Origin of the sequence: Microbacterium ureisolvens (assembly GCF_015278315.1) — a bacterium.
GTDB lineage: Bacteria > Actinomycetota > Actinomycetes > Actinomycetales > Microbacteriaceae > Microbacterium > Microbacterium ureisolvens.
In genome coordinates this window covers 158,153-178,800 of the sequence record NZ_JADIJE010000006.1, presented here as the reverse complement: position 1 = coordinate 178,800, position 20,648 = coordinate 158,153, and the positions used below count along the sequence as shown (strand labels likewise).

15 protein-coding genes are annotated in these 20,648 nt (G+C 67.5%); 6 read left to right on the top strand and 9 right to left on the bottom strand.

Features of this window, described 5'->3' with window-relative positions; genetic code table 11:
• The first annotated feature begins 11 nt into the window (after window positions 1–11).
• Window positions 12–557: a GtrA family protein gene (locus tag IM767_RS11460; RefSeq protein WP_239453257.1), complete on the top strand. Its 546-nt coding sequence runs from the start codon at window positions 12–14 to the stop codon at window positions 555–557.
• Window positions 558–572: 15 nt separating this feature from the next.
• Here the strand turns inward: IM767_RS11460 and IM767_RS11455 are convergent, their stop codons facing one another.
• From IM767_RS11455 to IM767_RS11445, 3 genes are all read right to left on the bottom strand, one after another.
• Window positions 573–2,099: a hypothetical protein gene (locus IM767_RS11455; protein WP_194398869.1), complete on the bottom strand. Its 1,527-nt coding sequence runs from the start codon at window positions 2,097–2,099 to the stop codon at window positions 573–575.
• Window positions 2,100–2,179: 80 nt separating this feature from the next.
• Window positions 2,180–4,531, bottom strand: coding sequence for a hypothetical protein (locus tag IM767_RS11450; protein WP_162564255.1), 2,352 nt, complete (start codon window positions 4,529–4,531; stop codon window positions 2,180–2,182).
• A 105-nt stretch (window positions 4,532–4,636) separates the two neighbouring features.
• Window positions 4,637–6,391 (bottom strand): glycosyltransferase family 2 protein, encoded by a 1,755-nt coding sequence (locus IM767_RS11445; RefSeq protein WP_162564254.1) that lies wholly within the window; start codon window positions 6,389–6,391, stop codon window positions 4,637–4,639.
• Window positions 6,392–6,607: 216 nt separating this feature from the next.
• On the opposite strand from IM767_RS11445, the gene IM767_RS11440 reads away from it, so the two are divergent.
• From IM767_RS11440 to IM767_RS11420, 5 genes are all read left to right on the top strand, one after another.
• Window positions 6,608–8,731, top strand: coding sequence for a glycosyltransferase (locus IM767_RS11440; RefSeq protein WP_162564253.1), 2,124 nt, complete (start codon window positions 6,608–6,610; stop codon window positions 8,729–8,731).
• A gap of 138 nt (window positions 8,732–8,869) precedes the next feature.
• The gene (locus IM767_RS11435; RefSeq protein WP_198425873.1) at window positions 8,870–9,886 is read left to right on the top strand and encodes a GDP-mannose 4,6-dehydratase; all 1,017 of its coding nucleotides are present in this window, start codon (window positions 8,870–8,872) and stop codon (window positions 9,884–9,886) included.
• Window positions 9,883–10,797 (top strand): NAD-dependent epimerase/dehydratase family protein, encoded by a 915-nt coding sequence (locus tag IM767_RS11430; protein WP_162564252.1) that lies wholly within the window; start codon window positions 9,883–9,885, stop codon window positions 10,795–10,797. Before IM767_RS11435 ends, IM767_RS11430 begins: the two co-directional genes overlap by 4 nt.
• Before the next feature lie 48 nt (window positions 10,798–10,845).
• Window positions 10,846–11,763: an ABC transporter permease gene (locus tag IM767_RS11425; protein ID WP_194398868.1), complete on the top strand. Its 918-nt coding sequence runs from the start codon at window positions 10,846–10,848 to the stop codon at window positions 11,761–11,763.
• A 39-nt stretch (window positions 11,764–11,802) separates the two neighbouring features.
• A complete protein-coding gene (locus IM767_RS11420) occupies window positions 11,803–13,044 on the top strand; it encodes an ABC transporter ATP-binding protein (protein ID WP_109209935.1) in 1,242 nt (413 codons plus the stop codon).
• Here the strand turns inward: IM767_RS11420 and IM767_RS11415 are convergent.
• The 6 genes from IM767_RS11415 to IM767_RS11390 all read right to left on the bottom strand — a co-directional run bounded on the left by IM767_RS11415 (window position 13,029) and on the right by IM767_RS11390 (window position 20,596).
• Complete coding sequence (locus tag IM767_RS11415; RefSeq protein ID WP_109209934.1) at window positions 13,029–13,775, bottom strand: ABC transporter ATP-binding protein; 747 nt, start codon at window positions 13,773–13,775, stop codon at window positions 13,029–13,031. The two genes, IM767_RS11420 and IM767_RS11415, sit on opposite strands and share 16 nt — an antisense overlap.
• A complete protein-coding gene (locus tag IM767_RS11410; protein WP_109209933.1) occupies window positions 13,775–14,581 on the bottom strand; it encodes an ABC transporter permease in 807 nt (268 codons plus the stop codon). The genes IM767_RS11415 and IM767_RS11410 overlap by 1 nt, the downstream gene beginning before the upstream one ends.
• 10 nt (window positions 14,582–14,591) lie before the next feature.
• The gene (locus IM767_RS11405; RefSeq protein WP_109209932.1) at window positions 14,592–16,610 is read right to left on the bottom strand and encodes a DUF6541 family protein; all 2,019 of its coding nucleotides are present in this window, start codon (window positions 16,608–16,610) and stop codon (window positions 14,592–14,594) included.
• Window position 16,611: 1 nt separating this feature from the next.
• Window positions 16,612–17,748: a UDP-galactopyranose mutase gene (gene glf, locus IM767_RS11400; protein ID WP_109209931.1), complete on the bottom strand. Its 1,137-nt coding sequence runs from the start codon at window positions 17,746–17,748 to the stop codon at window positions 16,612–16,614.
• Window positions 17,749–17,857: 109 nt separating this feature from the next.
• Window positions 17,858–18,781, bottom strand: coding sequence for a class I SAM-dependent methyltransferase (locus IM767_RS11395; RefSeq protein WP_239453256.1), 924 nt, complete (start codon window positions 18,779–18,781; stop codon window positions 17,858–17,860).
• A gap of 108 nt (window positions 18,782–18,889) precedes the next feature.
• Window positions 18,890–20,596: a glycosyltransferase gene (locus IM767_RS11390; protein WP_162564251.1), complete on the bottom strand. Its 1,707-nt coding sequence runs from the start codon at window positions 20,594–20,596 to the stop codon at window positions 18,890–18,892.
• Window positions 20,597–20,648: the final 52 nt, after the last annotated feature.

Below are 20,648 nucleotides of genomic sequence, written 5' to 3'. Positions count from 1 at the left end.
ACAATCGCGCGATGCTCATGCCGGACACGTCACATCTGCGAGACTTCATCATCCGCAACATCCGCCGAGGGGGCATCTTCCTCGCTATCGGCGGTCTCGGTTTCGTCGTCGACGCCATCGTCTACAACGTGCTCGTGTTCGCCGGCGGCGAGGGCCCGTTGTACACCTATCCGCTCGCCGCGAAGACGATCGCCGTCGTCGCCGGGCTCGCGGTGACTTACGCCGGCAACAAGCTGCTGACGTACCGCGACCGCAAGGCCCCCGTCAGCTGGGGGCAGGTCGGGCGTTACGTTGTCGTGAACGTCATTGCGATCGTCGTCCAGCTCGGATGCCTCGGATTCTCCCGGTATGTCCTCGGGCTGGACAGTGTCGTCGCCGACAACATCGCAGGGACATTGATCGGTCAGGCCGTGGCGACCGGACTCCGGTACGTGCTCTACACGCTCTGGGTGTTCCCCCACTCACCGGGTCAGGACCCCGTGACGTACATCGAAGAACACCACGAAGTCGATCACCCCCAGCAGGCGGTCTCGAAGGTCGACTCCGCCGAGAGCTGACGCCGCCCAGCGGGGTCAGCGATCGGCTACCACGCAGACCCCGCCTGCGTCCTCCACGTTCAGACGCAGGGCGACATCATCATCGATCCCATCAAGGCGGTGCAGGCCCGCCCCGGAGAACGGGATCTGAGTGCCGAAACCCTGAAGAGGCCCGTCGTTGGCGATGACACGCACCATGCCGGACTGCGCAACCCACACCGCGTCCTCGTCAAGGCGGACGGGAATCCACCCTTCCTGCGCGGGAACGCACGCGTCAGCCGGAGGCTCGTCGCCCGGGATGCTCTCCGGCGTGAGCAGAAGATTCACCTCCGCGGCCAGGAGGTCCTCGGGTCCGAAGGGCACGGGCTCGAAGTATCCGCGCGCCACGAAGTCCCGGATGTCGGCCATCGTCAGGGTCGGCGCGACGAGCGCGGCCGGAGTCCGATTCGACAGGTCGTCACCGCCGTCGTCGATCGACAGCGCCGCCGAGATCGTGCGCTTCACGGTCTGCTCTAGCTCGGCCTGCGCGCGACCGGCTGACACGGTCCCAGCCGCGTTGAATCCGGCGTAGGCGAGAACCATCACGCACACCACGATCGTCGCCAGGATGCTGCGTCGGACGAGCCCTGATAGCAAACGTGCCACGAGTGGCGTCAGCAACGCGCCGTAAATGTAGACGTACCGTCCTGCGGAGGCGTTCTCCACCCCGAGGCCGACGCGCGTGTACGCCGTCAGGACGGCGAAGACGCCGGCGGCGACCACCAGCCAGTACACAGGGCCGACCTCTCGCACCGGTGTGCGACGCAGATCGAGCACGGCGCCGATGACGATGGCGACGACCAGCGGTGCCGCGAGCGCCGCCGACGGCAGCGTCTTGGCGAGGCTGTCGATGAGACCCTGCAGGATGAACTCTGGCATCCGTATCAGCACATCACCGAGCGACTTCGCTCCGAAGCCGTCCGAGCCCGTGGTGCCGCGGGCGAAGACCAGGTACCAAGACCCGTACACGACGACGAAGGAACCGACGGGTGCGATCGCCGCACGCCAGCCGTGCCGGACGATGATGAGGCCGACGACTGCCACCACGAAGGGCAGCCCCGTGCTCGCGAATCCGACTCCGACGATGAGGAGGACGCAGACTCCGACCGTCTCGCGGATCCGCAATTCCGGGCGGTTGGCCAGCAGGAGCGCCCCGATTCCGGTCGCGACCGGCGTGATGAAACCCACCTGGAAGGCCCACAGGGTGTTTTCGGTACCAGGGCTGAGCACCCCGAACGCGAGCGCGCTGACGAGAGCGATCGCCGGTGCTGCACCGGTGCGCATCATGACCCGCCACACCATGTGCATCACGGCGAGGTGAGCGATGATCGTCAGCGCGAGGTAGGGCCAATAGCTGTGCAGCCCCGCACCCAGCTTGACGAGGGTCGTGAGCAGCTGTGGGAACAGGCTCAGATGGCCGTTGTGCGGCGCGAGCAGGCTCCACTCCGCATCGGCGCGCAGAAAGTCCCACTCGTCGTAGAAGAACCACTGGCCGCGCCCTGCGACGACGAGAACGACCGCCACCAGGGCGAGTGTCACCGAGTGGGCGATGAGCCAGACCCTCGGCAGGCGCGGTACCTCCGTCCGGCCGGCGTCTGAGGCGATCACGGACGAACCACGTCCACGCATCCGATCACCGGGTTGGTGCCCGCGGGGGTATTGATGGCGTACGCGCAGACGCGGTGGTTTCCCGGACCCGCGGGCACGCTCGTACCGAAGGCGTGAGACCCGCCGAACCCAGGGAATCGCTGGGCCAGATCCGACCGGAACTGGTCCGCGACCGCGCCGCCGGCGAACGCTCCATCGACGTAGATATGGACGGGGATCGGCACGCTCGTGTCGGGATCGACGGCATAGCCCCAGACCCCGAAGCCCGTTGCCGTGTGCTGGATGTTCTCGATGGCCCCCACGGGGGTTCCGCTGACCGTCGTCGTGAAGCATCCGATCTCGGTGTTGACGTTGCCGTGCCCGGTGTTCAGGGCGTATGCGCAGACGCGGTGAGATCCGGGAGAAGCCGGGAAGGTGGCCCCGAAGCCGTGGCCGTCGCCGTACTCGGCCGGAATCTCCGACGCGTCCGGGCGCAGGGCATTTGCCGTCGCACCGGCGACGATCTTGCCGTCCATGTAGATGTGCACTCCGATCGGATCGGGGGTGTCGAGGTCATACGCCCATCCCCACACGCCGATCGAGGCGAAGCCTGGCTGTCCGTTCTCAACGCGCCCGACCGGGTTGCCGCCGACATCCACCGCTCGGCAACCGATCTGGGTGTTGGTTCGACCGGAGCCGACATTGATCGCGTAGACGCACACCTCGTGTCGCCCGTTGGACGCCGGCAGATCGACCGCATAGCCGTGGGTGTTGCCGAACGCACCATAGATACCGGTGTCGGAACCGGGGCGGTCCGCGCCCAGCCCAGCTGCCATCCGACCGTCGACGTAGACGTGCACGGAGATCGGGTTCGTGGTGTCCGGGTCTACGGCCCACCCCGCCACCGATATTCGCTGGAGTCCGCTGGAGACGGTCGACAGGGCGCCGACCGGATCCCCGCCCACGCTGGCTGTCGCGCAGCCGATCTCGGTGTTCGCAGTTCCGGCCCCCACGTTCAGCGCGTACACGCAGACACGATGGCTCCCCAACGCGGCGGGGACTCTGATGCCGAATCCGTGCCGGTCGCCGTTGCCGGGATAGCGCTGCGCGACATCTGCCCGCGCGACGTCCGCCAGGTACCCGCCCGCGAAACTGCCGTCCACGTACACGTGGAGCCAGATGGGCTCGGTCGTGTCGGGATCGACCGCGTGCCCCCAGATGCCGAGCCCGCCGGGCTGCGGCTGGATGTTCTCGACCGCGCCGACCGGGTTCCCGCCACCGGCTCGAACGTTCGAGCACACCAGCTCCGTGTTCGACCCGCTCCCGACGTTCAGCGCGTATACGCACACGCGATGATCGCCCGGAGACGCCTGTGCCGTGAAGACGAAACCATGCCGGTCCCCCGACCCGAAGCGTTGATTCACGTTCGCCCACGGGGTATCCGCCAGACCGCCGGTGGCGATCTGGCCGTCCACGTATACGTGCACCATGATCGGATCCGGCGTGTCCGTGTCCACGACCCAGCCCCAGACTCCGATGCCACCCGGGACCGGCTGCATGTTCTCGACGGCACCGATGGGCGAAGCATCCGTGGGAGATCCGAACCAGTCGAAGTACGTGCGCCAGAAGTTGCGGTTGCCGTACGTCGAGCAGGCGTCACCGGTTCCGTACAGATTCGCCAGCGCGGCGGCGTTCGGCTGGTAGGGCGTGTAGATGTACAGGTTCGCCGTCGCCTGATTGCGGATGTTCAGCGTCGATCCACCGCAGGCAGTGTTAGTGCTGTACTGCACGTACGACGGACCGATCTTGTAACGCCAGGAGTTCGGGTATTTGGCGTACTGGCGGAACTGCCAGGCCGCCGAGTAGACCTGAATGAAGAAGCCGCTGTAGGCGGCGTCGCACCCCTGCGGGGTGTCGGGGCAGTTGGCACCGGTCGCGTACTGATAGCCGCGCGCCGACGGATTGGTGATCAGGGACTGCTCCTTCTGCACCAGCACCAGGAGGACCTTCGGAGATATGCCACACGCCTGAGCGACCTTGGCGATGATGCGAGAGGCTGGTTCAGCAGCGCCTCCCGCGTAGGCGCCGCACTGGTTCGCGCCAGCATCCCCGCGACTCTGCGTGTCTTGCCGGTAGTCGGCGAGACATGGCACTCCATCGCGAGGGGAGCACGACTTCGAAATCAAGAAGGCTTGAATCGCCCCCTCGTCCATCGAACGAGAGTCGTAGAAGTTCGCATCAGAGATGAGGTACTCGGCGTTGAATGCGCCAGAAGGCGCAGCTTCCGAGCGTGCCGGGGTGGCGACGACCGCGAGAGCGGCGATCAGAGTCATCACCGCCAGCATCGTCAGTCGTCCGGGCAGCCGCATACGTTTCCCCCTTGTGGCGGGGAGTGCCTCACCCCCGTCGAACACAGGCAACATGAGCTTAGAACCCTCCCGCCGTGCATTCGCAGCGTAGCGCCGTGCACATTGTCAACCGGCGGCCGAGGAATAGCGCTCCGCGCGCCAGGCGAGCGCGGCACCGATGAGGGGCTCGAGGTCGTGAGCGGTCGCCACCGTCACCCCATCCCCACCGTCTGCGACAGGGTGATCCGTAACGAGCACATTGAACGAACCGGCGCGGGGGAATGTCGGCGCGTCGCGGTCGAAGGCCACGACGATGTCCGCTAGAGCGTCACTCCAGTGGACTCCTCCAGAAACCTCGACGAGTTCCTGATTGAGCTGCGCGAGCGAGGTGCGCACCGCGTCGAGGACGGCGTCGTGGCTGCCGGACGTGAGCAAGAGCCAGCGAAGTGACGGTTCGCCGACGCCCGTTCGGCGCGGCGGGCGCGTCAGCTGCGGATCGGTGATAAGGATCGGCACTTCCGGTGAGTACCAGAGCGGGCGCATCGTCTCTAGTTCGAAACCGACATCCGCGTACCGGTGCGCCTCCGGCGCCGGCATCCGACCGGCCCATCGGGCGAAGAAGCGGGCTCGATTGGCCGAATCCCTGAGGCTCCTGCCGATCGTGCTCCCTTCGGGATGGTGCGCAATGGACTCGCGGACGAGCTCGAATCGATCGTCACCGCCGCGAAGGAGCCGCAGGCACAGGTCGACGTCCTCGTAGCCGTTCTCGAACTCCTCGTCGAAACCGTTCGCCGCGATCAGGTCACTCGCCCGCAGCGCCATCACCGCGGCGGTCACGGCGTGGAACGAGATGTTGTTCATACGGTCGGCGTCTGCGCGGGGGTGACCGGCGAGGAAGTGCCAGGGAAGCACCCCTTCGCCGAGAAACATCGTGCCCGCCGCCTGAATCCGATTCGTACCCGGGTAGAGAAGAAGCGGTTGCGTCCCCCGGACCGAGTCACTGGCCAGCGGGGCGATCAGCGGCTCCAGCCATCCGGGAGCGAGGACGGCGTCGTTGTTCAGGAGGACGACGAACTCGCCTGTCGACGCGGCCAGCGCACGATTCATTCCTCCCGCGAAGTTCGTGTTCTCGTCGCAGCGGATGATCCGCACCCGGTCCTCGGTCAGGAAGACCGCCAGCAGATTCCGCGCGACCGCCAGCCGTGAGCCGTTGTCGACGACCACCACCTCAAGATCCGCGCCGGGCGCGCCATCCAGCGCGCAGCGCACTGACTCGACCGTCATGCGCCAGTCCTGGTACGTCGGAACCAGCACCGACACGCGTCCCGGCACGCGATCCGGCGCGTCCGAGCGCACCGCGTCCCAGTCGACGCCTGACGATCGCCCGTCGTTGGGCGGGTTCGTCACCAGGTCGTCCACCGCTGCCGTCAGCTTCTGCGCAGCTTCCTCGGCCGAGATGCCACCCGGAATCCGCGCCCGAGGTGCGCCCGCGACGATCTCGCGTATGTAGTCCCTGGTGACTCCGATCTCACCGAGTGGATCCGCGATCAATACCGACGTCGAGGAGTCGCGCTGCCCTCCGAAGATCAGCCACCGTTCTCGCCCCAGGTGATCCTCGTCCTCAGTGTCGGCGTTCGGATCCCACCACTCGGGCTCGATGAACGGATGCAGCGCCAAACCTGCCGCGCGCCCGGTGTCGACGTAATGGCGCCGGGCGGCCGCCAGATCGACTGGGCGCCACGCGGGCGGCAGCTGCGCGCGGTAGTAGTCGAGGTCGAACATGCCCGCCCGCACGAAATCGTTGAACGGATCGCGTTGCTCGGCAGACAGCGCAGGAATCGCCTTGTGCACAAGACGACGTGCAAGGTTCGCGACAGGCACGAGTCGTATTACCCCATCGGATCGACGCAGATTCCGACAAGAGGTCGGAGCTCGGGATTCGAGCTTATCGTGATCCTCCAGACGAATTTCGACACCCCCGCGCCGGGGGCGGGCGGTTCGGACGACCAGGGCCCGGTGAGCACACCAGCCCCTCGGCTAGACTCCCGAGGGCGCCGCCGACAGTCGATGGCGCGTTCCAGGCACATGAGGCTAGGCATGACCCAACCCCATCCGACCACGATCGTCGTTCCGCTCTACGGAGACATCCCGACCGCAGCTCGATGCGTGCGGAGCGTGCTCGACCACGTCGACCTCGACTTTCACCGGCTCCTGATCGTCAACGACTGCGGCCCGGAGGTCGACGAGATGGAGCGGCAGATCCTCGCCATCATCGACGGCGTCGACGGCGTCGTGTACGCGCGCAACGAGCGCAACCTGGGCTTCGTCGGCACGTGCAATCGCGCGGTGACCGAGCTCGACACGAGCGAGAACGACGTGCTCCTGCTCAACAGCGATGCGCAGCTGTCCGCGGGTACGGTCGATGAGCTGTCAACGGTCCTGTATCTGTCCGAGAAGCACGGCGTCGTCACGGCGCGCAGCAATCACGCGACGATCGCGACTCTTCCGTTGCGCACACGCTCCGGCGAAGAGGCGTCACCGGAGCGGTCACGGGAGGTGTTCGACGAGATCGCCTCCGAGCTGCCGCGGTATTCGATCGCGCCGGTCGCGCATGGCTTCTGCTTTCTCGCCCGCCGTTCGCTCATCCGAAACTACGGCCTGTTCGACGAGGTCTTCGCCCCGGGGTACGGCGAGGAGAACGACTTCTGCCTGCGGGTCAACGACTACGGCTTCTCCTCCGTCATCGCGAACCACGCTTACGCCCACCATGACGGCGAGAAGAGCTTCTCGTCGCTGGACCGTCGCACCATTCAGGACGCGAATGAGCGGCGTCTGGTGCGACGCTACCCCCACTACCCGTCGGCGGTGGCGCACTACCTCGAAGACGGCATCGACACCGCGGACTGGTTCGCGGACCTGCTCGTGCCCTCCGATGCGCGAAAGAAGGTCCTGATCGACCTTCACCACATGTCGCTCATCTACAACGGCAGCGTGCAGTACGCGCTCAGCTTCCTGAATCATCTGGCCACGCTGCGTGACAACGGGATGCTGGACGAGTTGGAGTTCGTCATCGCGACCTCGGCGGAGGCGATCGAATTCTTCGGGATGGAGCGCTACGGATTCCGCGTCGTCGCGAACGAGGACCTCGACGAGCTCTTCGATCTCGGCCTCTCGCTGGCCCCTCTCAACGCGGCGGGCCAGATCCAGCGCCTGGACCGGTACTGCGTGAAGTGGGTCGCGTCGCTGCTCGACATCATCGCCATCCGCTCGCTGCCCCTCCTCGAGAGCGACTACAGCCGCCGCCAGGTGGTCCTGGACTCGCTGCGATTCGCCGACCGCGTGATCGCGATCAGCCAGGCGACGATCGACGACGCCCGCGCGTACTACCCGTCACTCTCTTCCGACTTCGCCGACCGGGCGTCCGTGCTCCACCTCGGCGTCGAGCATCTCGCCGTCAAGGTCCCGGGTGCCGTCTTCGATCTCGAAGCCCGCTTCAACGATCGGCAGCGCGCGGCGGTGCGCGCCGGGGACTACGTGCTCGTGATCGGCAACACGTTCCTGCACAAGCAGGTCCGGGAGACGGTGGCTGCGCTCGAAGGGACCGAGCGTACCGTGATCGCTTTCGGCAGCATGGACGAGGACGCGGGCAGCAACATCGTCCCGCTCCCGAGCGGCTATCTCACGGACGCGGATGTGAGCGCGCTCTACGACGCAGCCGGGGTGATCGTCTACCCGTCTGCGTACGAGGGCTTCGGACTTCCCATCGCCGAGGCGGCGGTGCACGGAAAGCCGATCGTGCTGTTCGATTCGCAGGTCGCCCACGAAGTCGTGGACGCTCTCGGGCTCACGCAGTCCGCCGCCTTCTTCGACGACTTCCGTCGTCTGCCCGAGGTGGTCGAGCAGGCCGCGTCACTCCCACTGCCCGACTCGGTGTCGGTGCGCACCCTCCAGGACTACAACGAGGGAGTGTTCCGCATCCTGCTCGAGACCCTCGCCGAACCGGTCGTCATCGACCGGGTGCGCGCGCGCAACTCCTACTTCCGTGCCACGCGCTCGTACGAACTGGCGCAGTCCGCGCGGGCGGCGCACCTGGAATGGCGGCTGTCGCGACGGTCGTTCCGCATCGCCGACGCGGTCGTGCGACGGCTCGAGTTCCTGCGACCGATCGCTCGAGGCGCCCGCCAGGCCATTCGCCGCGAACGTCCCGAGATCGACGGCTGAGCCGCCGGCCGCACAGCGCCGGCTACGCCGGTCCAGCGCGCGCGGCTAGAATCGAGAGTCGGACCGCTCCGGCTGCGACCTCGATCCACGTCCGTTTCGATCGTCCGACCGACCGCCTACGAACGAATGGGAAACCCCTTGACAGACGAACGACGCGTCGCGCTCATCACCGGCATCACCGGACAGGACGGTCGCCACCTGGCCGAGCTCCTGCACGAGAACGGGTACCAGGTCGCCGGTCTGATCCGCGGGCAGAGCAACCCCCGCCGTGAGACCATCACCAGCTACCACCCCTACGTGCGTCTCATCGACGGCGATCTCACCGACCCGTCCTCGCTCGTGCGCGCCATGGAGACCGTCAACCCGGACGAGGTGTACAACCTCGGCGCGGTGAGCCACGTCGGCTACTCCTTCGGCAACCCCACCCTCACCGCCGACGTCACCGCCAAGGGCGTGCTCAACGTACTGGAGGCGGTGCGGATCACCGGACGCACCGAGACCACGCGCGTCTACCAGGCGTCCACCTCCGAGATGTTCGGAGGCCTCGACTACAACCGCCCCGGTGCGGGATACAACGAGGACTCGCTCTTCCACCCCCGCAGCCCGTACGGCGTGGCGAAGCTCTACGCGCACTGGATCTCGCGCAACTATCGCGAGAGCTATGGGATGCACGTCTCGTGCGGCATCCTCTTCAACCACGAAGGCGAGTACCGCGGCCCCGAGTTCGTGACCCGCAAGATCACTCAGGCGGTGGCCCGCATCGAGGCCGGCCTGCAGGAGTACGTCGAGTTGGGCGACCTGTGGCCCAAGCGCGACTGGGGCTACGCGGGCGACTACGTCCGCGGCATGTGGCAGATGCTGCAGCACGACGAGCCGGACGACTTCGTCCTCGCATCCGGTGAGACCCACAGCATCGAAGAATTCCTGACCCTCGCCTTCGGCGAGATCGGCGTCGACGACTGGACGCCTTACGTCCGCAAGAGCGAGACCCTTGTCCGGCCTGCAGAGGTCGACATCCTCCTCGGCGACGCGTCCAAGGCCGAGACCGTCCTCGGCTGGCGCCGCGACGTCGACTTCCCCCACCTCGTCAAGCGGATGGTCGCCCACGACCGCAGCCTCGCGCGCATCCAGGCCGCGACGCCCTCGCACGCGTGAACATCGTCGTCACGGGGGCCGACGGGTTCGTCGGCCAGCACGTCGTCAAGCAGGCGCTGCAGGCGGGGCACGAGGTTCGGGGCATTCGCCGAAGCGCCTCCCCCGCCGACCCCGCCTCCACGCTCGTGGCCGACCTCACGGAGCGCTGGCCCGTTCCCGAACCACCGGACGGGATCATCCACCTCGCCAGTCTCGCCGCCGTGGGCCGATCCTTCGACGCCCCCCAGGAGTACATCTCCGCCAACACGGCGATGCTCACGCGGATCGGCGAGGGCCTGCTGGCGGCAGGCACGCCGCGGACGCGTGTGATCGTCGTGAGCACAGGCGCCCTCTACTCGCCGGGCCGCGGCCCCGCCGACGAATCCCGCCCGTTGGCGATGAGCTCGCCCTACGCCGTGAGCAAGGGGGCCGTGGAGCTCCAGTGCGCCTACTACCGTTCGCGCGGCATCGACATGGTGATCGTGCGCCCCTTCAACCACATCGGTCCGGGCCAATCCAAGGGGTTCCTCGTGCCCGACCTGGTCGACGCGGTCGACGCGCTGAGCGGCGACGCGCCGCTGCGCGTCGGCAATCTCGACACCCGACGCGACTACACCGACGTCAGGGATGTCGCGGCCGCATACGTGGGATTGCTCGAGGCGCCCCAGGTCTCACCCGTCTACAACATCGCCAGCGGGCGATCCCTCTCGGGTCGCGAGATCCTCGAGGCCGCCTGCCGATCGCTGGGCCGGGAAGTACCCCAGACGATCGTCGACGCCTCCCGCATCCGCCCCACCGACCCGCAGGAGATCGTCGGAGACGCATCGCTCATCCGGCGCGAGCTGGGATGGGCTCCGAAGATCGGGTACGAGCAGTCGATCGCCGACTTCGTCGCCAGCCGCCGTCCCGCCGTCGCGGCGGACCGCGCCTGATCGCGTCCACCTTCGACTCAGACTGCCGCAGATAGGATGGTCCGCGCCATGACAGCGCCATTCGACCCGACCGCAGAACGCCAGCGCCGCTTCGCCCGGCTCGCCGCGCTCCCGATGCGTCCCGTCGGATCACTCGCCGACGGTGGCGTCATCCGGCCTGTTGCCGAGATCTTCCGTCACCGCGAGATGCTCGACCTCCTCATCCGACGCGACCTCAAGTCCCGGTTCAAGGACTCCAGCCTGGGGTTTCTGTGGACGCTGATCCGTCCCCTCACCCAGTTGGCGATCTACTACGTGGTCATGGGGCAGTTCCTCGGCGCCGCCCGAGGGATCGATGACTTCGCGATCTACGTGTTCGCCGGTCTGACGATCTACGGGCTTCTGAGCGAGATCGTCCTGGGCGGTGTCGCATCGGTCGTGGCGAACGCGGGACTGGTGAAGAAGATCTACGTTCCGCGCGAGGTCTTCCCCCTCGCCGCAATGGGTGCCGCGCTGTTCACCTTCGCGATCCAGCTGCTCGTGCTTCTCGGGGCGACAGCGCTGGCCGGGTCCTTCCCGTGGAGTGCGGAGATCCTGTACGCGATACCGTCGATCCTCCTGGTGGTCGTCTACGGAGCGGCGTTTGCCCTTCTCCTGTCGGCGGTGAACGTCTACCTGCGCGACACGCAGTATCTGACGGAGGTCGTCATGATGCTCCTGATGTGGGCGTCTCCGATCGTCTACACCTGGACGATGGCCGGTGACATCCTGGGCGGCGGGCTCGTGTTCGACGTCTACACCGCGAACCCGATCACCTTGGCGGTGCTGGGTTTCCAGCGCGCGTTCTGGGTCGCGGGCGCACCGAGCGACTACCCGCCCGACCTGCTCCTCTGGATGGGCATCGCGCTGGTGATCGGCCTCGTCCTCCTGTACTCGTTCCACCGAGTGTTCCGTCGCCTGCAGGGCAATTTCGCTCAGGCGATCTGAGCACGCCGTACGCCCGACCACTGAAAGCCCCTTCGCCCCATGAATCACGCGCGCGTCAGCCTCGAACGACCCGTCGTCGTCGAGGTGTCCGACGTCTCCAAGAGGTTCGTCGTCCGCAAGGACAACTCACTGAAGGAGCGGCTGGTCACCCTCGGACGTGCCGGCCGCCGCCACCGCGAAGACTTCTGGGCTCTCCGGGACGTGACCACCACCATCCGCGCCGGCGAAACCGTCGGGCTCGTGGGCCACAACGGCTCGGGCAAGAGCACCCTTCTCAAGCTCATCGGCGGGATCCTCGAGCCGACGTCAGGAACGATCACGGGTCGCGGCCGCGTAGCTGCCCTTCTCGAACTCGGCGCCGGGTTCCACCCGGATCTCACGGGTCGCGAAAACGTCTACCTCAACGCGTCCGTGCTCGGCCTCAGCCGAGAAGAGACCGACACCCGCTTCGAGGAGATCGTCGCGTTCTCGGGAATCGGCGAGTTCATCGACACGCAGGTGAAGTTCTACTCGTCGGGCATGTACGTCCGGCTGGCTTTCGCCGTCGCGGTCCACACCGACCCCGACATCCTCATCGTCGATGAGGTGCTGGCCGTCGGCGACGAAGCGTTCCAGCGTAAGTGCATGGACAAGATCCGCGCCTTCCAGAAGGAGGGTCGCACGATCATCCTGGTGACCCACTCCATGGCGCAGGTGTCAGAACTGTGCGACCGGGCGATCCTGCTCGATCACGGGCGCGTCGTGATCGAGGGCGAGCCCAACGACGTGATCCCCGAGTTCAGGGATCTGCTCGAACAAGAGCGTCAGGTCGCCCTGAGCGCGACGAATCGGGCGGAGGACGACCCGACTCACGCGAAGATCATCGGCGTCACGCTCGACGGGAACCAGGCCGACGATGTGGTGCTGCAGCCGGGTGATCCGCTCTCGATCGACGTCCAGCTGTTCCACCCGACGGGCGTCGATGAGTGGCTGTGCGCCGTGCAGATCGACAACGAGAACGGACAGGTCGTGTTCGGCACCGGCACCGATCACGCGACGACGGCGCCAGGCCCGCTGCGCGGCACGCGCACCGTCTCGGTGAAGCTGCCGAGCCTGATGCTCGGCGGCGGCAAGTACTTCGTCAGCATCGCGCTGCTGGACGGCAACGGGCGGCAGTTGGCGGCGCGGTCGCAGGCCTGCTCCTTCAACGTCCGGTCGGACGGCACGACCTTCGGGACGCTGTACGCGCGACCGGCGATCAGCTTCTCGCCGCTGGGTGCGCCGGATCAGCCGACCGGATAATCGGCGTTGTACCGATCGAGGACCTCGCCGATCGGCGCATCCATCGCAAGGCGATGCTTGTCGAGGTAGAGCCCTCGCGTGCAGAAGCGACGCAGATCGCGTTCGCTGTGGGAGACGAAGAACAGCGTCCGCCGCTCGGCCAGCAGCTCGTCGATCCTCGCGTAGCACTTCTCGCGGAACGCCTTGTCCCCCACCGCGAGCACCTCATCGACGAGCAGGATCGGCTCCTCGAGCTGCGAGACGACAGAGAACGCGAGACGCACCTTCATCCCGTTGCTGAGGTGCTTGTAAGGGGTGTCGAGGAAGTCGCCGAGTTCGGCGAAGTCGATGATGCCGTCGAACCTCCGCGCGACCTCCGCTTTCGACATCCCGTGCAGGCCGGCGGTCAGGCGCACGTTCTCGCGGACCGTGAGGTCGCCGACGAAGCCGCCCGTGATCTCGATCAGCGGCGCGACACCACCGTTGACCGTCACCGACCCCTCGTCGGGAAGCAGAACCCCTGCCACGAGCTTGAGCAGAGTCGACTTCCCCTGCCCGTTGCGCCCCACCACGCCGATGGACTCGCCGGCGGTGACGTCGAAGCTGACGTCCTTCAGTGCCCAGAACTCCCCCGGCTTCGAGCGGCGAGTGGAGTCGGAGAACAGATCCTTGATGCTGCGTCGGCCCCGCCGGTTGCGGCGGAAACGCACCCCGAGACCCTTGACCTGGATCGCAGGATCGCTCGGTGCCATCACAGCTCCTTCAACACGGGGCGCTCAAGGCGCCGGAACACGGCGATGCCGAGGATCAGGAACAGCAACGACATGATCGCGCTCACGCTCACGACCCACGGGTCCCATTCCTCCGGGAAGAACCCGACCCGGTACAGGGCGAAGATCCCCGCCAGCGGGTTGAACGCGACGAGCGTCTCGAACACCCCCGGAAGGTCCTCGACCCCGTAGATCACCGGAGACGCGTAGAACAGCGCCCGCAGGACGAGCTTCGTGGTGCGCTCGAGATCGCTCCAGAGGACGCACAGCGGTGCGATGAGCAGCCCGAGCCCCACGAGCAGCACCGACTGCATCACGATCGCCACCGGCACCCACAGCAGGCCCCAGTTGAGCTGGGCGGGGGTTGCGGAGAACTGCGAGAGGACGACGAAGAACGCGACCACCGGTATCGAGCAGAGGAACTCGATTCCCTTGCTCAGGATGATCCGATTCACCCAGATGGATCGCGGGATCGCCGTGGAGCGCACCAGGCGGGCGTCCTTGTTGAACGCACGCGTGAAGTCCGACACCGCCGAGTTGAACCACACCCACGGCAGCAGCGCGGTGATCAGAAACACGATGTACGGCTCGTGCCCCACCGTGCGCTCGAACACCTGTGTGAAGACGAACCAGTAGATCGCGCTCATCACGAGCGGATCGAGGATCGACCACAGGTAGCCGAGGGCGCTGGTCGAGTAGCGGACCTTGAGGTCGCGCGCGGACAGCAGCCAGAGCGAGTGAAGGTACCGCCGGGCAGACCCAGGGGCGCCGACGGCTACGGAAGTCACGCGTCCGATCCTACTTCTGCGGCGAGCTCGTGCCGCACTCGTCGATCCGGAACAACGCCGTATCCCCTTCGGAATCGACCTCCGTGAACAGGCCCGCTTCGATCGCCTCGTGAGAGCCGGGGAAGTGGTTGCCCGCCGGGTCGCCGCCCCCGAAAGCGTGCGGCGAGTACACCACGTACTCGACATCGAGCCGCTTCAGTGCCGCGCACACCTCGGGATTCGTCTGGATGTCCGCGAGACTCCATGCCAGCGTCTGCCGGTCCGCGTCCCACTGACCGTTCACGTGGGGGAATACGGGCTCACGGTCCCCGAAGGCCAGCGTCCACGCCGAACCATCCCACGGATCCCCCAGAACCCGCTGCCCCTCGGGGACGACTTGTCCGATGCGTCCGAAGAACGAGACCTGTGCACGAGAGACGACTTCGCCGTGCGCGCCCGACTCCGGCATATGGAAGACCGCTGCGACGCCGGCCGTCATGCCGCCCAGCGTCAGCGCCACCCCGGATGTCGTCGCCACCAGCCACGCGCCACCCACCGTGACCGCATGGCGGGCGCGCGGATGCGAGACCATTCGCCCGAGCGTGATCACCCCGAGTGCCGCCAGCGGAACCCCGAGCACCGGCAAGACCGAGCTGAGCCGGTACTTGTCCTTGTACCAGAGCGCCGTCATGAGCTTCGTCACGACGTCGTCGGACCCCGCGGCCAGCACGAAGAGCACGGCGACCACCGCGTACGCCACGACGATCCACCGAGTGCGGTGACCTCGCGCAGCCGCGATCGCGCCCACGATCACCGCCGCCGCGAGCAGCAGCGACGGCCAGGTCGCGCTCGCCCCGACGCCGGTGAGCCACGACTGGGACACCACCTGCCAGACGCCCGCCCACAGCGGCTGGACCGCTGCAGCCTGCGGCCCCGTGAGCCGATCGTCCAGCGGCCTGGTGAACAGCCCCAGGCGGAAGATGACGTACCACGCTGTGGCGACGAGGGCCAGCGCGACGAGGACTCCCCCGATCGCGAGAACCTTCCGCACCCGCGCGCGTGCTGCGCCGCCTGCGCGACGACCACGCCGGCACCATCCGACGAAGACGCCACCGGCAGGCACCGCGAGGATCAGTGCGAACGACGCCAGCACGCGCGGTTGGGCGAGCGCGATCGCAGCCACGCTCGCCACCACGCCGACGAGGGCCCACACCAGCAGTCGGCGGCGACGCGCAGGCCTGGTCGCGCGCCATCCTCGCCACGCCCACACCGGCATCGCCACCGCGACAGGCAGCAGCGCGGTGGCCAGGAAGGTCGGATACAGCGTTCCCCACGTGAGCAGGGCGTACGGCATCGCGCCGAACGCCGCACCGAGCGGGAGCGCCACGAGCGCTACGGTGCCCGCGGCGATCCGCGGCAGGCAGGCTTGCGTGAGCCAGGCGACGCCCGGCAGCCAGATGACCGCGCACACGGCGATCCATGCGGCGTTCACGGCCACGGGCACGGACACCCCGGTGATCTGCGCGACCAGCGCGACCGTTGCGTGCCACCCTGCGGGATAGAACGCGAATGCGCGGTCGGTCTCGATGAGCGTGCGCAGCGTCAGCGACGATGCGTTCCCGTTGGCCAGGATGTCCGCGATCGCCGACACGTGGAAGACGTTGTCGTACGTCTGGCTGACCAGTTCCGGGCTCGGCACGGATGCGAACGCAACCACCCCGATGATCGCGGTGCCACCGGCCCAGGATGCCGCGAGCCCCCACGCGCGCCCGTCTCCGGGAACCCGCGGTGCCGACCGGCGTGCGAGGAAGACCGCCACCCCGCCTGCCACGGCCATCAGCAACGGCTGCCACAGTCCGAACGCCGCGCCGGTCGGTGCGAACACGATCCCGGCCCCGCCGATCAGGACCACGGAGATCATGCCTGAGAGCGCGATCCTGGCGACGATCCCCATCCGGACGGGGGCGAGCACGACCAGTCCCGGCGCCAGCAGCACCGCGCAGGCGACGAGGATCGCCGGCGCCGCCTCCCACCAGGCCGCGTCGCTCACGTCAGGCGAGCTCGTTGCGCCACATCGTCAGCGCCGACCCGATCGCCATGTGCATGTCCAGGTACTGGTAGGTCCCCAGGCGCCCCCCGAAGTGCACGTCCCGCTCCCCCCGGGCCAGGTCACGATAGGCGAGCAGCCCTGCGCGGTCCTGAGGCGTGTTCACCGGGTAGTACGGCTCGTCTTCGCGCGACGCGAACCGCGAGAACTCGCGCATGATGACCGTCTTGTCGGTGGGATGCCGGTCGGCGCGCTCGGGATGGAAGTGCTTGAACTCGTGGATGCGGGTGTACGGCACCTCGGCATCGGCGTAGTTCATCACGGGCGTGCCCTGGAAGTCGCCCACCTCGAGCACCTCCTCCTCGAAGTCGAGAGTGCGCCAGGACAGCGCGCCCTCGGCGTAGTCGAAGTAGCGGTCGACGGGGCCGGTGTAGACGATGGGCACCTGGCCGACGGTGGCGCGCTTGCTCAATGGCTGCGTGTCGTCGAAGAAGTCGGTCTCCAGTCGCACGTCGATGCGGGGGTGGTCGGCCATCCGCTCCATCCAGGCGGTGTATCCGTCGACCGGAAGCCCCTCCCAGGTGTCGTTGAAGTACCGGTTGTCGTAGGTGTACCGAACCGGGAGACGGCTGATGACTTCGGCGGGCAGCTCCCTCGGGTCCGTCTGCCACTGCTTGCCGGTGTAGTCGCGGATGAAGGCCTCGTATAGCGGGCGACCGATGAGTCCGATGGCGCGCTCCTCCAGGTTGCGCGCGTCTTTCGGGTCGAACTCCCCGGCGAGCTCGTGTACGAGAGCGCGAGCCTGATCGGGCGAGTACGCCGCCTGGAAGAATTGGTTGATCGTGCCCAGATTGATCGGCATCGGGTACACGACGCCGCGGTGATTCGTGTAGACGCGGTGGACGTAGTCGGTGAACCCGGTGAAGCGGTTGGCGTACTCCCAGACGACGGCGTTAGAGGTGTGGAACAGGTGCGCACCGTAGCGGTGCACCTCGATCCCGGTCGCCTTCTCGAGTTCGCTGTACGCGTTGCCGCCGATGTGCGGCCGCCGGTCGATCACGGTCACGCGGCGGCCCGCGTCTGCCGCGCGTTCTGCGATGGTGAGCCCGAACAGGCCCGAGCCGACGACGAGAAGATCCATGCGATGCCAAGCCTTTCCGGCGCCGCAGCGCCCGTGACATTCTACGGATGCCGCGAGGTGACGGTGCTGTGACCGTCCGCGGTGGGCGGACACGCGACCGAGGCGGCCCCTATGCGCGATGGGGGCGCAGCTTGCCGACCGCTCGCAGGGGCGCGGTGATCCGCCAACTCGTGCTGGCTTTGATCGTCTGCACGTACTGCCTCTCGGCCTCGAGGGCGGCGGCCGTCTGGTCGATCTGAAGCGACCGCTCATGGGCCAGTGCGTTCACACGGTCGAGCTCGGCGGGCAATGACTCCAGCCACGCCTGCCGGTGTACCCGGTCTCCGAGTCGGGAGAAGTCGCCGCGGATCTTCGCGGCGGTCTCCTCGTCCGCACCGCACAGCCGCGAGATGGGCTTGTACCGGATGTCCCCTACCGCGAGCAGGCCGAGGCCGTGTCCGTGTTCGAAGAAGAACGATCGCCCCGGCTCGGCGATCTCCTCCCACAGGCGCCACACACCGAAGCCGCGCTCGCGTTCGGCGATGTCGTGGAAGAGGATCACTCCGCCGTCCGCCACGCTCGATCGCCACTGCTCGTAGTCCTCGGTGGCGTCCTCGTACCCGTGACGTCCGTCGATATGGAGAATGTCGACCGACTGGTCTGCAACCCTGGGACGGACGTCGCTGAACCACCCGCGGTTCAGCACCACCGTCCGGGGAAAGTCCTGCTCGACGACCGTCCGCACGGACTCGAAGACCGATTCGTCGTAGAAGCCGGCGTGGTCATCGCCTTCCCATGAGTCGACGGCGTCGACAGTGGTCGGCAGCCCGAGCCGGCTCGCCGCCTCCGCGAAGGCGAAACACGAGAAGCCGAGGTGAGTGCCGAGCTCGACGATACGCCGCGGCCGTATCGAATCCACCAGCCACGACGCGAACGGCGCGTGTGTGAACCAGGCGGACAGCGGGTAATGCGTGGGCATCCAGAACGACGCCGGGCTCAGCCAGAACGGCTGATCGACCGCCTCGGGATCGGGGGTTTCGGCATCAGTCGACATGCACGCGCTCCGTTGCTTGCAGGATGTCGCAAGCATACGCGTTCCGCCCGCACCGACCCGCGACCGCTGACGTGCCGACGTGCTGACGTGCTGACGTGCTGACGGTGGTCAGGCGTGCGCGTCGTCGAATCGCTGCCGCCATGCCGCTGCCGACGCGGACTGCGGCGCGGCGGTCGCGTAGTCCCGCGCGAGACGTCGCCACCCGCGCAGAAGCCGCCACCGGAGGACGATGGCGCTGCCAAGCTGACGTCGGGCCACGTGCCGATCGCGTCGAACGACGAAGACGCCGTTGCCCGCCGCCGCGTCGACGAGTGCTGCGTCCGTGACGCCCAGTGCCCACCACTTGCCCTCAGCGCGCGTGAGCACTGCCGTCGGCGCGTCCACGCGGGCGGGCCGCAGCTGGTGGACGCACACGCGAACGAGTCGCCCGAGTACCGCGACGGTGCCGCGGGGACGCCTCGGGGCAGGCGTCGTGGTCGTGAGAAGATCCGCCGTGCGCGGCACGACGACCTGGCCGTGCTCCGCCAGCACCGACGCCGCCCTGGCAGGACCCGCCCGCAGGACGGGATCAAGATGTCGCGGACCGCTGAGGATGTCGTGCAGGGCGAGGTTTCGCACCGCCACCGAACCATATTGCGCGCACAGCAGATGGTTGAGGTCTTGGGCGAACGATGCCTTCAGCACGCCGCGACCGCCATGCAGGAGGGCGGCGACGACACGGTTGCGCAGCTGGAAGTACGCCTGCCAGTCGAGGCCGTCGTCCTTCGCCGTCCACGGCATGTGCCAGAGCGCGGCACCCGGAAGCGTGACCGTCCGGGTTCCGAGAGCGGCCGCGCGAAGGCCGAACTCCGCATCGTCCCACTTGATGAACAGGGGCAAGGATGCCCCGGCCGACCGGATCGAGGACGTCGGTACCAGGCACATCCACCAGCCGTTGAAGTCCACGTCGATCCGACGGCTGAGCGCGGGGGTCGTCTCGAGGGCGTCACCGGCCACGTCGAGGCCGGACAGCTCCGGGATGACTGGCCCCCACCAGAAGGGCCGACGCAGGATCCGTTCGCCGAAGGAGTGCAGGCGCGTCGGCTCGATCAGGCTCAGCATCTGAGCTCCGACGATGAGGGGCGACGGCGCGTACTCCGCGAACAGCGCCATGCGACGCAGGGACTCGGTCTCGAGGTCGACGTCGTCGTCGAGGAGGAGCACGTGCGAGCTGCCGACGTCAACCGCCTCGAGCATTCCGCGGCTGAATCCCCCCGACCCGCCCAGATTGGGCTGCTCGACGACGATCAGACGTTCCCCGAGCGTCGCTGCGACGGCGGCGAAGCCCTCAGCGTCGCGAAGGCGGCGGGTGCCTTGGTCCGCGACGACCACGGCGTCGAGGCGCCCGAGCGAATCGACATCGCCGGCGAGTCGGTCGAGCACTCCGACGCAGTCCGCCTCTCGGTTGAACGTCGTGATCGCGACTGTCACGCGTGCGTTGGTGAAGGCGTGCTCGTGGGTCGCCCAGCCGACATCGTCGACGACGGCGGGGGCGCGGGAGGCCTCGACCTCGGCCCAGATCCAGCCCATGTCAGCCCTGATCGACACCGGCAGCACGCAGGCATCGCTCGTCTCATGAAGCTCTGCGACTGTGGACACGCGCCCCGCGGAGTCCGTGGCGCGAACACGGACGGATACCGGCGCGTCGGACCGGAGCTGGAGGTCGACCGTCCGCACACGCGTGTGAGCGAACCAGTATGCGGCGGGGAAGGCTCCGAAGTAGGTGCCGAAGGAAGCGTGCTCCCCGGCGGCGAGGCGCAGTGCGGTCCGCGACACCGGGGATCCGCCGCGGACGTACAACGATCGCCGGGACGGCGTGTCCGACAGG

Excerpts from the sequence above, each read along its gene's own strand:
- IM767_RS11425 (WP_194398868.1), top strand. The coding sequence starts at position 10,846 with ATGACAGCGCCATTCGACCCGACCGCAGAACGCCAGCGCCGCTTCGCC.
- IM767_RS11415 (WP_109209934.1), bottom strand. The coding sequence starts at position 13,775 with ATGGCACCGAGCGATCCTGCGATCCAGGTCAAGGGTCTCGGGGTGCGT.
- IM767_RS11440 (WP_162564253.1), top strand. The coding sequence starts at position 6,608 with ATGACCCAACCCCATCCGACCACGATCGTCGTTCCGCTCTACGGAGAC.
- IM767_RS11450 (WP_162564255.1), bottom strand. The coding sequence starts at position 4,531 with ATGCGGCTGCCCGGACGACTGACGATGCTGGCGGTGATGACTCTGATC.
- glf (WP_109209931.1), bottom strand. The coding sequence starts at position 17,748 with ATGGATCTTCTCGTCGTCGGCTCGGGCCTGTTCGGGCTCACCATCGCA.
- IM767_RS11420 (WP_109209935.1), top strand. The coding sequence starts at position 11,803 with ATGAATCACGCGCGCGTCAGCCTCGAACGACCCGTCGTCGTCGAGGTG.
- IM767_RS11460 (WP_239453257.1), top strand. The coding sequence starts at position 12 with ATGCTCATGCCGGACACGTCACATCTGCGAGACTTCATCATCCGCAAC.
- IM767_RS11395 (WP_239453256.1), bottom strand. The coding sequence starts at position 18,781 with ATGTCGACTGATGCCGAAACCCCCGATCCCGAGGCGGTCGATCAGCCG.